A 14,769-nucleotide genomic window follows, 5' to 3' on the forward strand; every position below is an offset into this window, starting at 1 on the left:
CATGGAAGAGATCGTCGAGAGCGTCAAGCGCGTGACCGACATCATGGGCGAGATCGCCTCGGCCAGCCAGGAGCAGACCTCGGGCATCGAGCAGATCAACCAGGCCATCACGCAGATGGACCAGGTCACGCAGCAGAACGCGGCGCTGGTGGAAGAGGCCGCGGCGGCCGCCAGCGCGCTGCAGGACCAGGCGGGAAGCCTGGTCCACGCGGTGGGCACCTTCAAGGTCTGAAGGCGCGGGCCTCCCGTGGAAGGCGCCTGCGCCTTCTCACCAGCCGATCGCCTTCGGCAGCCAGGTCGCGATGGCCGGAAACGCGAACACGAGCACGATCGCAGCCACCTGCAAGCCCACGAACGGCAGCACGCCCATGTAGATGTGGCGCGTGGTGATTTCCGGTGGTGCCACGCCGCGCAGGAAGAACAGCGCCCAGCCGAAAGGCGGGGTGAGAAACGAGCTTTGCAGGTTCACCGTGATCAGCATTGCAAGCCAGACCGGGTCGACGTTGGCGGCGGTGAAGATCGGCAGGAAAAGCGGCACCGCGATGTAGCTGATCTCGATCCACTCGAGGAAGAACCCCAGGACGAAGATCAGCGCCATCAGGAACCAGATGTCGGCGTTGACGCCGCCGGGCAGCAATGCGAACAGGTCCTCGATGAGCTGCTCGCCGTGCAGCCCGCGAAAGGCCAGGCTGAACACCTGCGAGCAGATCAGGATGAACAGCACCATCGCCGAGATGCGGGTGGTCGAGCGCATCACCTCGCGCAGCACGTCGAGCGACAGGCGACGCGCAAGCGCCACCACCAGCAGCGAACCGAGCGCGCCCATCGACGCGGCTTCCGTCGGCGCCGCTACGCCGCCGATGATCGAGCCCAGCACGGCCACGACCAGTGCCACCGGCGGCAGCGCCACCTTGAACACGCGCAGCCACAGGTCGCGGCGCGACAGGGCATTGCGCTCTTCCAGCGGCACCGGCGGCATCGAATCCGGGCGCAGCATGCCCATCAGCACGATCCAGCCCGCGTACAGGCCGGCCAGCAGCAGGCCCGGCATGACCGCGGCGGCGAACAGCGTTCCGACCGACAGCTGCATGATGTCCGACAGCAGGATCAGCACCAGGCTCGGCGGAATGATCTGGCCCAGCGTGCCCGACGCGCAGATGGCGCCGCAGGCGATGGCCGGGTCGTAGCCGCGCCGCAGCAGCGTCGGCAGCGTGAGCAGGCCGAGCGTGATCACGGTGGCACCGACGATGCCGGTGGTGGCGCCCATGAGCACGCCGACGCCGATGATGCCCAGCGCCATGCCGCCGCGAAGCCCGCCGGCCAGGTGCCCGATGACGTCCAGCAGGTCTTCGGCCAGGCGGGACTTCTCCAGCATCACGCCCATGAAGACGAACAGCGGTATGGCCAGCCACTGGTAGTTGCCCACCACGCCGTAGATGCGCGCGGGCAACAGGTGAAAGAGCGTCTCGCCAAAGCCCAGGAAGCCGAAGACGAAGCCGCTGGCCGCCAGGGTGATGCCCACCGGAATGCCGATCATCAGCATCAGGAAGAAGCCGCCCAGCAGGCCGAGCGCCAGCCATTCGGGCGCCATCACGCGTCGCCCGCCTGCCGTGCCGCGGGCACCGCGCCGCTCACCCGCAGCAGCGCGTCCACGCCCTGCGCCAGGGCCTGCACCGCGAACAGCGCAAAGCCGATCGGAATGAGCGCCTTGAGCATCCAGCGGTGCGTCAGCCCGCCGGGGTCGGCGGAGATTTCGCCGATGGCGTACGACTGGCCGACATAGGCAAGCGAGTAGCGCACCACGAGCACGGCCACCGCCACCGCGAGCACGGCCCCCAGCAGGTCGACCGCCGCCTGCCAGCGCGGGGAATACCGCGCATAGAGCACGTCGACCCGGACGTGGTCACCCTTCTGCAGCGCATAGGTCATGCCGAACAGCACGAGCGGCGACAGCAGATGCCATTCGAGCTCCTGCGCCCACACCGAGCCAATGCTGAAGGCGTAGCGCAGCAGCACGTCCACGGCCATCAGCAGGGCAATGGCCATCGTCAGCCACGCCGCGGCGCGGCCGATGCGGTCGACCAGCGCGTCGACGGCGGCAATGCCGCGCAGCGCCGCGCTCGTTCCGGCGCCCGCCGCGCCGGGAGGGTTCGTCGTCGCCATGCCGGCTCAGACGTCCAGGATCTTGTCGAGGTAGGGGCCTTCGCTGTAGCGCGCCCAGGCCGCGTACTTCTTCTGGTAGGCCATGTACGAGTCGTGCACTTTCTTCGTCATGGCGTCCTTGGCCACGGCTTCGGCAAGCACCTGCGCGGTGGCTTCGCGCAGCTTGCGGACGACGTCGTCGGGCAGGGGCCTGGCGATCACGCCCTGGTTGCGCACCAGGTCGTCCATCGCCTCGGCATTGTTGCGCTGGCACCAGGCTTCGCTGATGACGTTGCAGGCGGCAGACGCATTGGTCACCACGGCCTGCAGGTCCTTGGGCAGCTTGTCCCACGCGGCCTTGTTGATCAGCAGTTCGGAGACGGTGGCGCTCTCGTGCCATCCGGTGGTGTAGTAGTACTTGGCGGCCTTCTGCAGGCCGAGCTTGCGGTCGAGGAACGGGCCGACGAACTCGGCCGCGTCGATCACGCCACGCTCGAGCGCCGGGAAGATCTCGCCGCCGGGCAGCAGCTTCACGTCGACGCCGAGCGCGGCATAGACGCGCCCGGCCAAGCCCGGAATGCGCATCTTCAATCCCTTGAGGTCGTCGGCCGACTTGATCTCCTTCTTGAACCAGCCGGTCATCTGCACGCCCGTGTTGCCGCACGGCAGCGCGACCATGCCGAAGGGTGCATAGACCTCGTTCCACAGTTCCTGGCCGCCGCCGTCGTACAGCCAGCCATTGATACCCTGGAAGTTCAGGCCGAACGGAACCGCGCAGAAATACTGCGCGGCAAAGGTCTTGCCGGTCCAGTAGTAGCTGTTGGCGTGGTTCATCTCCACGGTGCCGGCCCGCACCGCGTCGAAGCCTTCGAGTGCGGGAATCAGCTCGCCGGCGCCGTAGACCTGGATCTTCAGGCGCCCGCCGGACATCGCCTCGATGCGCCTGGCCAGGTCGGTCGCGCTGCCCGGGCCCTCCATGTAGAAGGGCGCCCCCTTCCCGTAGGCGCTGGTCATCTTCCAGTTGAAGCTTTGCTGCGCCTGGGTGACGGCGGGCACGGCAAGTGCGACACCGGCGATCGAGGCGCCCTTGAGAAGCGCGCGGCGGGACGAAGACATGCGAAGTACTCCTGGTGGTGGATCGGCGCCGCAGCTGCCCGCGTGGACGGCCGGCCTGCCGGAGTTCAGGCCGTGCAAGGGGCGTGCCACCTGCCTTCGTCTCGATATATTCGCAACTCATCCCACCAACGCCCACGGTTCCCGCCCCTTGAATCTCGTCTCTACCACTTCGCTGCGCTACTTCGCCGAAGTCGTGCGCACCGGCTCCATCCGCGCGGCTTCCGAGAACCTCTACGTTGCGGCGTCGGCCATCAGCCGGCAGCTGACGATGCTGGAGGATTCGCTCGGCGCGCCGCTGCTGGAGCGGCGCCAGGGGCGGGGCAAGGTCAAGCTCACGGCCGCCGGCGAGATCCTCATGCGCTACTACAAGAGCGTGAGCAAGGAGGCCGGGCGGCTGTACTCGGAGATCGAGGCGCTGCAGGGGCTCAAGCGGGGCCACGTCAACTTCGGCATGCCCGAGTCGCTCACGCGCGACCTGATGCCGCAGTTCTTCGCCCGGTTCTCCAAGCGCTTCCCGGGCATCTCGTTCAGCGTGCAGGTGGCCGGAAGCCCGCGGCTGGCGGAAATGGTCCTGTCGGACGACCTCGATGCGTGCTTCACCTTCGGCGACATCGCGTTCAAGGACCTCTCGGTCGTCTACTCGCGCCTGCTGCCGCTGTTCGTCCTGGTGCCGAGCGGGCACCCGCTGGAGCGCTTCAAGGCCCTGCGCCTGTCCGATTGCGCCGAGTACGGCTTCTCCTCCCTAGACTCCTCCCTGTGGGCCAAGCAGCAGTACGACGAGATGCTGGCCAAGGCGAAGATCCGGCCACGCATCACGCTCGAGACCAATTCGTACGAGCTGATGCGCAACGTCGCGGCCGAAGGCATGTGCCTGACGTTCACGACCACGCCGCTGGAAGACCCGCTCGCCCGCCCACGCGCCGGCGCCTACATCCCGCTGAAGGACCCGCGCGCGCGGCCGCAGCGCCTGGCCCTGTGTGTCCACCGGGGACGGAACCTGCCCATCCCGGTGGCCACCTTCCTGTCGGAACTCACCGCTGAGCTCGAGGCGGCGGAACGGCACGCCGCGCCGCCAGCGAAGCGGCCGGCCGGCTGAGCGCTCAGGCTGCGGCGGCCGCGAGCTCGGCCGGCGTCTTGTACTTCTGCACGGCCGAGAAGCGGCTCACGAGGTAGTCGCCCGACTTGATCGGCGCGTGCCTGGGCCCGCCTTGCGCAGGCATGAACTCCGGCAGGCAGGCGACCGGCGTGTCGTAGTCGAGGTTGAAGAAGGTCGGCACCGAATAGCGCTCCTTGCCGGTACGGTTGGCCACGCGGTGCGGGTTCGAGACATACACGTCGTTGGTCCATACCTTCACCAGGTCGCCCAGGTTGACGACCAGCGTGCCTTCGACATAGGGCGCCGCCACCCACTCGCCGCTTCGCGTGCACAGCTCGAGGCCGCCGATCGGATCCTGCGCCAGCAGTGTCAGCATGCCGTAGTCGGTGTGGGCGGCGGCACCCAGTTCGAGATTCGTGAACGATGCCTGCGGCGGGTAGTGGAACAGCCGGGCCTGGACCATCGGCTTCTTCGCGTACTGCAGGAAGAAGCCTTCCTCCTTACCCACCGCAACCGCGAAGATCTTCAGCAGGTTGAGCCCGAGCGCGATGGTCGCGTTGAAATACGCCATGGCTGCGGACTCGAGCCAGGGCTTGTCCGCCGGCCAGCGGTTCGGCCCGTGCAGGGGCCGCCCGCCGGCGACATCGGGGTCGGTCAATGGAAGGTCCAGGCCGAGTTCATAGCTCTCCTTCAGGTCCGGCTTGTGGCCCGGGTGCTGAGTCACGCCCATCGGCATGAAGCCCCGGCGGAAGCGCTCGTCGATCTTGTCCTTCAGGCGCTCTTCCATCGGCAGGGACATGTAGGAGCGGGTGGCATCGAACACGCGCTCGATGGTCTCTTGCGCCACGCCGTGGTTCCTGACGTAGAAGAAGCCGGTGTTGGTGCAAGCCGCCTTGAACTGTTCGACCAGGGGGCCGATCGGGCCGCCGGCCAGCCAGGGGCCCAGGTCGAGTATCGGCATTTCCTCGGCGGAAGCCCGGCGCGGGGCGTAGAGCTGTTGTTCGGTGGGAGTCATGGTGCACTTTTCCTTTTGTGCTGTTGGGATGTCTCAGGTGCCGCGGGACAGGTCGGTGAATGCATCGGCCCAGAAAATCACGCGCCGCGCGATCGCCTTCATCAGCCCGTGCAGCACGATGCCGATGAGCGAAAGCACGATCAGGATGGCGAACATGCCGGCCGCATCCATGGAGAAGTTTCTCTGCAGGATCAGATAGCCCAGCCCGGCCTGGGCACCGACGAACTCGCCGACGATCGCGCCGATGACGGCAAGCACGATGCCGATGTCCAGCCCCGCGAACACATAGGGCAGCGCATGCGGCAGCCGAACCATGCGGAACACATGCCAGGTCGAGGCCGTGAACGCGCGCATGAGGTCGATCTGGTCCCGCGGCGCCGAGCGCAGCCCCACGATGGTGTTGGCCAGCACCGGGAAGAAGACGATGGTGGCGGTGATGACGACCTTCGATGCGGTGTCGAAGCCGAACCACAGCACGAACAGCGGCGCCACCGCCACCTTCGGCACGGTCTGGAATGCCACCACGTACGGATACAGCACCGCCTCCAGCACGGCGCTCTGCCCGATCAATGCGCCGAGCACGAAGCCGGCCAGCGCGCCCAGCGCGAAGCCGGCCAGGATCTCGTAGAGCGTGATCCACAGGTGCGGCCAGATCTCGCCGGAGGCCAGCACGTCGTAGACGGCGCGCGCCACGCCCAGTGGCCCGGGGAAGATCAGGTGGGAAACGGCGAATGCACTCACGCACAGGTGCCACAGCGCCAGTACGGCGACCAGGACAGCCAGCATCAGTACCCTGCGACGGCCGGGCGTCATCCAGGGGGTGGGCGGGTCGGCCTGCGACCCGGCTTCGATTTCGGCTCCGCTGGTGCTCATCAGTCGAGCCCTCCGCTGGCGTTCAGGTTCGAGCGGATCTCGGACACGTAGGCGCCGAACCGCTCTGTGTTGATGAGGTCCAGCGACCGGGCGGCCGGCAGGTCCACGTCGATGACCTGCGTGACGCGGCCCGGGCGCGGCGACATGACGACGACACGGTCGCCGAGGAACACCGCCTCCGGAATGCTGTGCGTGACCAGCATGATGGTGGCGCCGGTGCGCTCGCGCAGCTTGAGCAGTTCGACGTTCATGGTCTCGCGCGTCATGGCATCGAGCGCGCCGAACGGCTCGTCCATCAGCAGCAGCATCGGGTCGTTGACCAGGGCCCGCGCGATGCCCACGCGCTGCTGCATGCCGCCGGACAGTTCGCCGGGATACTTGGTCTCGAAGCCGGCCAGGCCGACCAGCTGCAAGTAGTGCCGCGCGCGTTCGCGGGCCGTGCCACGGTCGCGCCCCTGGATCTGCGCGGGCACCAGAACGTTGTCCAGGATGTTGCGCCAGGGCAGCAGCACCGGCGCCTGGAACACCACGCCGATCTCCCGGCTGGGCCCGGCATGCCGGCGGCCGCCCAGCTCGACGGTGCCGCGGCTGCCGCGCTCGAGCCCGGCCAGGATGCGAAGCAGCGTGCTCTTTCCGCATCCGCTGGGCCCGACGACGGTGACGAACTCGCCGGGCCGCACGCTGAAGCTCACGTCGTGCAGGGCGACGACGTCCGAGCCGTCCTTGGACTTGAACGTCTTGTGCAGCCCGTCGAAACGGAATGCCGGCGTCACGGTGGGGTCGTCCGGCCTGGCATTGCGCTGGCTCGGCAACTGGAGGACGGCGCTCATGTGCAGGCCTGCGCGCCGCGCGCTTGGGCGAGCCAGGCGTCGATCGACGCGAGCGACGATTGCCGTTGGCCGGCGGGGATGAACGCCGCCTCGAAGCTGTTGCGGGCCAGGCCTGCGAGCTCGTCGAGGCCGAGACCGAGCGCGCGCTGGCAGGCCAGGTAGTTCTCGTTCACGTAGCCTCCGAAGAACGAGGGGTCGTCGGAATTGACCGTCACGCACAGGCCGGCGTCCATCAGCTGCTTGAGCGGATGCCGAGACATCGACGACACCACACGCAGCTTGAGGTTCGACAGCGGGCACACCGTCAGCGGTATGCGCCGCTGCGCCAGCATCCCGACGAGGTCGGGGTCGTCGAGGCAGGCGTTGCCGTGGTCCAGGCGCTGCACCTGCAGCAGTTCGACGGCCTCGCGCACGTAGGCGGCCGGGCCTTCCTCGCCCGCGTGGGCCACCGCCTTGAAGCCGCGGTCCCGGCAGCGCCGGAAGAACTCCGCGAACTTCGACGGCGGGTTGCCGACCTCGGCGCCACCCAGCCCGAAGCCGAGCAGCCGGTCATACCAAGGCTGCAATGCCTCCAGCAGCGCCAGCGCCTCGTCCTGGCTGCGGTGGCGCTGCGCGACCACGATCAACCCCGAGGTGATGCCAAGGTCGGTCTGTGCCGCCGCCATTGCGGCGAGCACGCCTTCCATCACCGTCGCCAGCGGAACGCCGCGGCTCGTGTGGCCCTGCGGGCCGAGGAACATCTCGGCATGCGTGACCCGGTCGGCGTGCGCGCGCGCCAGGTAGGCGTACGTCACGTCGTGAAAGTCGCACGCCTGCACCAGCACGCGGCAGCCGTCGTAGTAGAGATCGAGGAAGTCCTGCAGGTCTTCGAAGTGGTAGGCCGCGCGCAGTGCGTCCTCGCTGTCCCAGCGGATGGCCACGTCGTTGCGCCGCGCCAGCCGCAGGAAGAGGTCGGGCTCGATCGAGCCCTCGATATGCATGTGCAGCTCGGCCTTGGGAAGGCCCGCCACGAATTGCTCGGGCGTCATCTCACAAGCCCTTGCAGGCCTTCGCGGCGGCGATGACGGCGTCGTGGTCGAAACGGTTGATGGCCTCGGCAAAGCCGGGCTTGAGATGGAGCATCGACTCGGGCGGCAGCGTGCGCTTGATCAATCCGTCCTTGAGCATCAGGTCCTGCATGCGGCCGTAGGCAGCCGGGCTCATCGAGCCGATCAGTTTGGCGCCGTTCATGCGCTGGGCGTCCGCCATCGTCTCGAGTTGCGTCTTGAGCAATGCCAGGTCCCACTTGGCCAGGGTCGCCTCGTCGGCGCCCGTGGGCTTGGTGCCGGGGAAAGCCTTCCAGTGGATCTGCCGTGCGCAGTCGGGGTTGGTCTGCGCGAACAGCGTCGCCTTGGCGGCCCCGCGCGATATCGCCTCGACCATCGCCGGATCGGCGTCGATCGTTCTTTGCATGGTGGCGAAGGTGAAGTCCGGCAGCGAACGCCAGGCGGGGTCGAACAGGATGCGCAGCCTGGCGCCGGCGTTCTCGAAGCCGGTCAGCGCCGAGCCCCAGAACATCAGCGCCTGCACCCGCCCCGAGCGCATCGCCTCGAGCGCGGGTGCGCCGGCGCCGGTGGCGATGATCTGCACGTCGGTCTGCGGATCGATGCCGTTGGCGCGCAGGTAGCCCTTGAGCAGCGGCATGCCGCCGGTGCCCAGGCTGAAGATGCCGATCTTCTTGCCCTTGAGATCGGCCACGGACTTGATCGGGCTGTCCTGCGGCACACCGATGCCCCAGTCGATCACGCCGGTGCCCATCAGGCCTCGCACGGCGACGTTGTTGTCGGCGTTCGCCTGGATCAGGCCGGTCGAGTTCACCTGCGCGAAGTCGACGCCTCCGGCCATCATCTGCTGGATGCCCTGCAGCGAGCCGCCGGTCGTCACGATCCTGACGTCGTAGCCTTCGGCCTTCCAGTAGCCCAATGCGATCGGCAGTGTCAGCCAGGGATAGGTGACGTTGACGACCTGGGTGCCCAGGGCGATGGTGACGGGCTTGAGCGGCGCGTCCGCCGTCTGGGCGGCGGACGGCGCGATGAGGCCCAGCGAGGAGGCCAGCCCGATGGCCAGGCAGGCCACCAGGCGGGCGCGGCGCGCGATTCGTAGCAAAAACATGGAGCGTCCTTTGTGGTCGGATCGCTCGCAGGTTAGCGCCGGGAATTAATCTCTATCGGTCAATATTCAGAAGGTTTTGATCGAATTTTTAGCGCATTACCTCGGCAGCATCTGCCCCCGGATCTCGCCGGCGCCGTAGGCGGCCGTATGGACGTTGGCGTACCAGTTGCCGGCCAGCAGGTCGGCGGCCTGGGCCGGCGTGAGCGTGACTTCGCCCTCGATCGGGCTGGCGGGCTTGGCGAACGGGATCACCACGCCGGCGTTGGCGCCGGCCGGTGCCGGGCCGTGGAAGTGCGCCGCCGTAGCCGGACCGGTCAGGCCCGTGTACGTGATCTTGTACTTGAGCAGGTTGGTGTCCTTGTTGAGCGTCGCCTGGGCCGTGCCGCTGCCGCTGGTCATGTTGGGCGGGACTTCGCTCGCGCCGTTCAAGGTGCCGCTGAATGTCGCCGTGTTCGACGAACTCATCATCCCGCAGCCTGTCAGCGCGGCGGCCGCAACGCCCGCGGCCAGAGAGGCGCGCAGGAAAATGCCGCAACGGTTCATAGTGAAACTCCTTCAATAAGTGACGCCGCAGCTTAGGTCCCGCACGGCGCGTTGGCGTGTCGGCCATCGCCCCGAATTCGTGTGCGGCCGGCTGGGGCCGGCAAACCCGCCCGGGTTGGCTCGCCGCGCCGCAGCGCCGCAATCCCACTCGCCAGGCCGTGGTCTCGCGACTGCCCGGTCACGGTTGTGGGCAGAATCTCGTCCGCGAATTGCGCAACCACGACGCTTTCGGGCGCCAACGATTCAATGACCGAGACCCTGCGGCAGAGACACCGCAGGAAAGATGAAGGAGGACCTCCCATGCAACCCCGCCCCTGGCTCGCCACCTACAAGACCTACGGCATTCCGGCCGAAATTCCACCCCACCGGTATCCGAGCGTCACCGCCATGATGGAGGCGGCCATGAAGCGCCACCCCGAAAAGGCGGCCTTTCGGTCCTTCGGCCAGACGCTGACCTACGCCGAGGTCGACCGCCTGTCGCGCAATTTCGCGGCCTGGCTGCAGGCGCGGGGGGTCAAGAAGGGCGACCGGGTAGCGGTGATGACGCCGAACATCCTGGCCTTCCCGGTCGCGATGCTGGGCATCATCCGCGCCGGCGCGGTGCAGGTGAACGTCAATCCGCTCTACACGCCGCGCGAGCTCGAGCACCAGCTCAAGGACTCGGGCTCCACGATCATCGTGGCCTACAACGGCTCCACGCCCACCCTGGCCGAGATCGTGGGCAACACGCCGGTGCATACGGTGGTCACGGTCGGCCTGGACCTGTCGGCCGACAGCAAGCTGCCCAGCCCGCCGGTGGATGCGCGCCTGACCGGCGCCGTGCGCATGGTCGACGCGCTGGCCGAAGGCGAGGGGCAGCAGCACACGCCGGTGGCGCAATCCCCCGACGACCTGCTGTTCCTGCAATACACGGGCGGCACGACCGGCCTGTCCAAGGGCGCGTGCCTGTCGCATGGCAACCTGCTGTCCAACGTCGCGCAGTTCGGCGCCTTCATGCCGGCGGCCCTGCGCGAGGCCGAGGAAGTGGTTGTCACGGCCATTCCGCTGTATCACATCTTCGCGCTGATGGTGAACTTCATCAGCTACTTCGACGTGTGCGCCGAGAACTGGCTGGTGGCGAACCCGCGCGACATGGACGGCTTCGTCGAAACGCTGCGCCAGGCTCGCCCCTCGGTCATCACCGGCGTCAACACGCTGTATGCCGGGTTGACCATGCAGCCCAAGCTCGCCGAGGTCGACTGGTCGCGCCTGCGCCTGGCCGCCGGCGGCGGCTCGGCGATCATCGGCACCGTGTCCGACCGCTGGAAGGCCGTCACCGGGCATTTCATCCGCGAGGGCTACGGCCTGTCGGAGACCAGCCCGGTCCTGTCGTTCAACCCGGCCGCGGTTGCCGAATTCACGGGCACGACCGGACTTCCCATGCCATCGAGCGACGTCAAGCTGCTCGACGACAGCGACCATGAAGTGACCATCGGCAGCGCCGGCGAGATCTGCGTCAAGGGGCCGAACGTCATGAGCGGGTATTGGGAAAAGCCGGAAGCCAACGCCGCGGCCTTCACCCCCGACGGCTACTTCCGTACCGGTGACATCGGCGTGTTCGACGAGCGCGGGTTTCTCAAGATCGTGGACCGCAAGAAGGACATGATCATCGTCTCGGGTTTCAACGTCTATCCGAACGACGTCGAGGCGATTGCCAGCGCCTGCCCCGGCGTCGCCGAATGCGCGTGCATAGGGGTGCCGGACGACAAGACCGGCGAAGCGGTCAAGCTCTTTGTGGTGAAGGTGCCCGGCGCCACGCTCACCGAGGCCGACGTGATCGAGTTCTGCCGCAAGGAGCTGACCGGCTACAAGGCGCCCAAGCTGGTGCGTTTCATCGATGCCCTGCCCAAATCCACGGTCGGCAAGATCCTCCGGCGCGACCTCCGCAACGTCTGAACGACCGAACCCACCAACGAGCGCGCGGGCTGAAAGGCCCGCGCGCTTTTTTTTTGCCTTCCGGTGGCCAGGCGCGCGTCTGCGCGCTTCTCCCCACAAACCTTGGGTAACTCTGTGAATAAGTTCAGGAGTTTTCTGTAAGGCCATCGCAAGTCGTTGATTTTCCTCATCAATCAACAGACTGCTTAAAAATTCATCAGTGGGTTTCTCACGCCCGGAATCCCCTTTAACGGGTCTGCGGCGGGCTGTCAAAGCACAACTCTGGGGACATTTTTCTGACAAGCGGGTGCTTGTCCACAGGCGCGCCTTGCCGGCCGGAGTTGTTCGCCTGGCGGGTACATCGCGAAAGCGTGGCTACGCACAGTGGTCAGGCACGCCCAAGTGACTGAAATCATTGGAAAAAAGGTTGATTTCCACAGCGCGGCGCGCCCTCTACTACTACTACTAATTTGAATTAATACCTTAAGAACAAGAGATAGGTACAAGTGGCACGCACCACTGGATAAACAGGCGTCGCAAAGACGCTGCGGCCGATCGGCCGTTCCGCCGCGGTTCGGCGTGGACAAGTGAAGGGTTTGCCCTGTCGTCAAGACGTAACCCTTTCCGTTACAAAGTTCGTAGGCCTAGCGCGCCCGGCTTTTGCTTTGGGTCCTGGTCGACCACTTCTGCTTTCAATCCGAACCGCCCGATGAACCGAATTTCCTTTTCCTGGCGGCCGCTGGCCGCGTCCGTGGCCGTTTGGGGTGCCTGCGCCATTGCCCACGCCGCGGTGCCGCTGGTCAATCCGCCGATCCAGATGTCTGCGCAAGGCATCGAATACATGTGCGGGGGCAGCGGCCACGACGAATCCGCCTTCATGGAGATGGTTGCGCCGCGTTGGGCGGCGAGCTTCCAGTTCGCCATCAACCAACGTGCCGGCGGCGACCGCAGCGCGGTTGCCGGCGTGCGCCTTCGGGTGCGCGACGCCTACAACGACTTCCAGCTGATGGACGTTCGCGCCGACGGCCCCTATCTGCTGGCAAGGCTGCGCCCGGGCACCTACACGGTCGAGGCGACGCTCGACGGGCTGACCTTGATCCAGCGCGTCACGGTGCTCCAGGGAGGCGCCGCGCACGCGCTGTTCGTGTGGCCGTCCAACCTGGGCGAGCCTGTGCGCGCCCAGGCGGCGCTGTAGGCGCCGTAGCGCGGGCGTTAAGCCCGCCCTAAGCCTGTACAGTCAAAGTCCTTGCCGTGGCCGTGTTGGCCACGTCACAAAGAAAGGCTGACGGCCATGGCCCGTACCCCCACCGCCCGCTTTCTGACCCGCACGCCGCCGATTGCCGCATTCACCATGCTGCTGCTGGCCGCTGCCGCGCACGCGACCACCTACAACCCGCCCATCCGGATGAGCCACGGCGTGGAATACATGAGTGGCGGCATCGGCAGCGACGAAGCCCAGCTGATGCGCACGGTCGAGCCGCGCTGGCCTGCTTCGTTCGAATTCGCCATGGCCGAAGGCCAGCGTGCGGACTTTGCCGCCAACGTCAAGGTGACGGTGCGCAAGGACAATGGCGAAGTGGTGCTCGACCAGGTGCTCTCGGGCGGCCCGATCATGGTCGTGCGCCTCGACCCGGGCCGCTACACGGTCGAGGCTGCCTTCGACGGTAAGGTCCTTTCGCGCCAGATCCTGGTCAATGCCGGCAGTTCGACGCACAGCGTCTTCGAATGGCCGGCCGGCGCCGGCGTCTCCACCGCCAGCACCCAGTAGCAGCGCATCTGCCGCCAGCAAAGTCTGCTGCGCTGCAGCATACTGACGGACCCGGGTGCCTGATCCATGCGAATTCTTCCTGCCACCGTCCTCGTCGCGCTGCTGCACGTTCTGCTGGCGCTGCGCCTGCTGCCAGGCGTGGCGCAGCTCACGGCGGCCTGGCCGGTGCTGGCCGTGCTGCTGCTGGTGTCCGCCTTCACGATGCCGCTGCCCCTGCTGGCGCGGCGCCGGCGGATGCCGGTCTGGCTGCAGTGGGTCGGCCTGATCTCGATGGGGTGGTTTTCCTCGCTGCTGGTGTTCGCGCTGTTCAGGGAAGTGTTCCTGCTGGGCGACTGGCTGTGGACCGCGCTGGGCGACGGGTCGCGCCAGGCCATGCAGTCGCGCCGCGTGCTCAGCGCCGGCGCCGCCGTGCTGCTGGCCAGCCTCGTGACGCTGATCGGCTATTTCAATGCGAGGCGCACGGCGGCGGTGCGCCGCGTCGACGTGCCGATCGACCGGCTTCCGGCCGGGCTCGACGGCTTCACCATCGCGCAGCTCAGCGACATCCACGTCGGGCCGACGATTCGCGTGCGCTACATCGAGCGGATCGTCGAGTCCGTCAACCGGCTGGGCGCGGACATGATCGCGATCACCGGCGACCTGGTCGACGGCAGCGTGGGCGACCTGCGGCGGCACATCGCCCCGCTGGCGCGGCTCAAGGCCCGCCACGGCACCTATGTGGTGACCGGCAACCATGAGTACTACGCCGGCGCCGACGCCTGGGTTGCCGAGTTGCGGCGCCTGGGCCTGAACGTGCTGATGAACGAGCACGTGGTGCTGCAGGCGCGCGACCCCTATGGCGCGCAGACGGACGAGGAGGTGAACGAAAGCGCCCTCGTGGTCGCCGGCGTTACCGACTTCACCGCCGCCCATTTCGACGCGGCGCACGCCAGCGACCCGGTCGCCGCGCTGCTCGACGCGCCGCCGCAAGTGGCGACCCGCCTGCTGCTGGCGCACCAGCCGCGCTCGGCCGAGGCGGCCGCGCAGGCCGGCTACCAGCTGCAGTTGTCGGGCCACACGCATGGCGGCCAGTTCTTCCCCTGGAACTTCTTCGTGCCGCTTCAGCAGCCGTTCACGGCCGGCCTGCACCGGCTGCAGGACATGTGGATCTACGTCAGCCGCGGCACGGGTTACTGGGGCCCGCCAAAGCGTTTCGGCGCGCCTTCGGAAATCACGCTGGTGCGGCTGGTGGTGGCGCCGCCCTGAGTCAGCCGTGCTGCGCTGTCCGGCGTCACCGGAAGGCGAAATCCGACACGGACTCGGCCGTCAAAGCGGTGCAATA

Annotated in this window: 15 protein-coding genes; 6 read left to right on the top strand and 9 right to left on the bottom strand. The window is 67.3% G+C overall.

Annotation, left to right across the window (positions count from 1 at the left end; all coding sequences use genetic code 11):
- The coding region (locus tag VES41_RS03590; RefSeq protein WP_324813118.1) for a methyl-accepting chemotaxis protein at positions 1-232 on the top strand (232 nt) is incomplete at its 5' end.
- Positions 233-268: 36 nt separating this feature from the next.
- Here VES41_RS03590 and VES41_RS03595 read toward each other — a convergent pair.
- From VES41_RS03595 to VES41_RS03605, 3 genes are read right to left on the bottom strand one after another with little or no spacing between them, the layout of a single operon-like run.
- Positions 269-1,591, bottom strand: coding sequence for a TRAP transporter large permease subunit (locus VES41_RS03595; RefSeq protein ID WP_324813281.1), 1,323 nt, complete (start codon positions 1,589-1,591; stop codon positions 269-271).
- The gene (locus tag VES41_RS03600; protein ID WP_324813121.1) at positions 1,591-2,163 is read right to left on the bottom strand and encodes a TRAP transporter small permease subunit; all 573 of its coding nucleotides are present in this window, start codon (positions 2,161-2,163) and stop codon (positions 1,591-1,593) included. The genes VES41_RS03595 and VES41_RS03600 overlap by 1 nt, the downstream gene beginning before the upstream one ends.
- 6 nt (positions 2,164-2,169) lie before the next feature.
- Positions 2,170-3,258, bottom strand: coding sequence for a TRAP transporter substrate-binding protein DctP (locus tag VES41_RS03605; protein ID WP_324813123.1), 1,089 nt, complete (start codon positions 3,256-3,258; stop codon positions 2,170-2,172).
- Positions 3,259-3,406: 148 nt separating this feature from the next.
- Here VES41_RS03605 and VES41_RS03610 point away from each other — a divergent pair, with 148 nt between their 5' ends.
- Complete coding sequence (locus tag VES41_RS03610; RefSeq protein WP_324813126.1) at positions 3,407-4,354, top strand: LysR family transcriptional regulator; 948 nt, start codon at positions 3,407-3,409, stop codon at positions 4,352-4,354.
- A gap of 4 nt (positions 4,355-4,358) precedes the next feature.
- On the opposite strand, the gene VES41_RS03615 is transcribed toward VES41_RS03610, so the two are convergent.
- The 6 genes from VES41_RS03615 to VES41_RS03640 all read right to left on the bottom strand — a co-directional run bounded on the left by VES41_RS03615 (position 4,359) and on the right by VES41_RS03640 (position 9,766).
- Positions 4,359-5,369, bottom strand: coding sequence for an isopenicillin N synthase family dioxygenase (locus VES41_RS03615; RefSeq protein ID WP_324813128.1), 1,011 nt, complete (start codon positions 5,367-5,369; stop codon positions 4,359-4,361).
- A gap of 33 nt (positions 5,370-5,402) precedes the next feature.
- A complete protein-coding gene (locus tag VES41_RS03620) occupies positions 5,403-6,242 on the bottom strand; it encodes an ABC transporter permease (protein ID WP_324813130.1) in 840 nt (279 codons plus the stop codon).
- Complete coding sequence (locus VES41_RS03625) at positions 6,242-7,072, bottom strand: ABC transporter ATP-binding protein (protein ID WP_324813133.1); 831 nt, start codon at positions 7,070-7,072, stop codon at positions 6,242-6,244. The genes VES41_RS03620 and VES41_RS03625 overlap by 1 nt, the downstream gene beginning before the upstream one ends.
- Positions 7,069-8,100: an adenosine deaminase gene (locus tag VES41_RS03630; protein WP_324813135.1), complete on the bottom strand. Its 1,032-nt coding sequence runs from the start codon at positions 8,098-8,100 to the stop codon at positions 7,069-7,071. The genes VES41_RS03625 and VES41_RS03630 overlap by 4 nt, the downstream gene beginning before the upstream one ends.
- A 1-nt stretch (position 8,101) precedes the next feature.
- On the bottom strand, positions 8,102-9,223 hold the full coding sequence (locus VES41_RS03635) for an ABC transporter substrate-binding protein (protein WP_324813137.1): 1,122 nt from the start codon (positions 9,221-9,223) through the stop codon (positions 8,102-8,104).
- A gap of 96 nt (positions 9,224-9,319) precedes the next feature.
- The gene (locus VES41_RS03640; protein WP_324813139.1) at positions 9,320-9,766 is read right to left on the bottom strand and encodes a CHRD domain-containing protein; all 447 of its coding nucleotides are present in this window, start codon (positions 9,764-9,766) and stop codon (positions 9,320-9,322) included.
- 300 nt (positions 9,767-10,066) lie between these two features.
- Here VES41_RS03640 and VES41_RS03645 point away from each other — a divergent pair, with 300 nt between their 5' ends.
- The 4 genes from VES41_RS03645 (at position 10,067) to VES41_RS03660 (ending at position 14,693) form a co-directional block, all read left to right on the top strand.
- On the top strand, positions 10,067-11,701 hold the full coding sequence (locus tag VES41_RS03645; protein WP_324813142.1) for an AMP-binding protein: 1,635 nt from the start codon (positions 10,067-10,069) through the stop codon (positions 11,699-11,701).
- Between the two features lie 688 nt (positions 11,702-12,389).
- The gene (locus VES41_RS03650; protein ID WP_324813144.1) at positions 12,390-12,875 is read left to right on the top strand and encodes a hypothetical protein; all 486 of its coding nucleotides are present in this window, start codon (positions 12,390-12,392) and stop codon (positions 12,873-12,875) included.
- A gap of 96 nt (positions 12,876-12,971) precedes the next feature.
- Positions 12,972-13,448, top strand: a complete 477-nt coding sequence (locus VES41_RS03655; RefSeq protein WP_324813146.1) for a hypothetical protein — start codon at positions 12,972-12,974, stop codon at positions 13,446-13,448.
- A 66-nt stretch (positions 13,449-13,514) separates the two neighbouring features.
- Positions 13,515-14,693: a metallophosphoesterase gene (locus tag VES41_RS03660; protein ID WP_324813149.1), complete on the top strand. Its 1,179-nt coding sequence runs from the start codon at positions 13,515-13,517 to the stop codon at positions 14,691-14,693.
- Positions 14,694-14,769 lie beyond the last annotated feature (76 nt).

This window comes from Variovorax sp. (assembly GCF_035634955.1).
Lineage (GTDB): Bacteria > Pseudomonadota > Gammaproteobacteria > Burkholderiales > Burkholderiaceae_C > Variovorax.

Coding starts and splice junctions, on each gene's coding strand:
- VES41_RS03595 (WP_324813281.1), bottom strand. CDS start 1,591: ATGGCGCCCGAATGGCTGGCGCTCGGCCTGCTGGGCGGCTTCTTCCTG.
- VES41_RS03600 (WP_324813121.1), bottom strand. CDS start 2,163: ATGGCGACGACGAACCCTCCCGGCGCGGCGGGCGCCGGAACGAGCGCG.
- VES41_RS03605 (WP_324813123.1), bottom strand. CDS start 3,258: ATGTCTTCGTCCCGCCGCGCGCTTCTCAAGGGCGCCTCGATCGCCGGT.
- VES41_RS03615 (WP_324813128.1), bottom strand. CDS start 5,369: ATGACTCCCACCGAACAACAGCTCTACGCCCCGCGCCGGGCTTCCGCC.
- VES41_RS03620 (WP_324813130.1), bottom strand. CDS start 6,242: ATGAGCACCAGCGGAGCCGAAATCGAAGCCGGGTCGCAGGCCGACCCG.
- VES41_RS03625 (WP_324813133.1), bottom strand. CDS start 7,072: ATGAGCGCCGTCCTCCAGTTGCCGAGCCAGCGCAATGCCAGGCCGGAC.
- VES41_RS03630 (WP_324813135.1), bottom strand. CDS start 8,100: ATGACGCCCGAGCAATTCGTGGCGGGCCTTCCCAAGGCCGAGCTGCAC.
- VES41_RS03635 (WP_324813137.1), bottom strand. CDS start 9,223: ATGTTTTTGCTACGAATCGCGCGCCGCGCCCGCCTGGTGGCCTGCCTG.
- VES41_RS03640 (WP_324813139.1), bottom strand. CDS start 9,766: ATGAACCGTTGCGGCATTTTCCTGCGCGCCTCTCTGGCCGCGGGCGTT.
- VES41_RS03645 (WP_324813142.1), top strand. CDS start 10,067: ATGCAACCCCGCCCCTGGCTCGCCACCTACAAGACCTACGGCATTCCG.
- VES41_RS03650 (WP_324813144.1), top strand. CDS start 12,390: ATGAACCGAATTTCCTTTTCCTGGCGGCCGCTGGCCGCGTCCGTGGCC.
- VES41_RS03655 (WP_324813146.1), top strand. CDS start 12,972: ATGGCCCGTACCCCCACCGCCCGCTTTCTGACCCGCACGCCGCCGATT.
- VES41_RS03660 (WP_324813149.1), top strand. CDS start 13,515: ATGCGAATTCTTCCTGCCACCGTCCTCGTCGCGCTGCTGCACGTTCTG.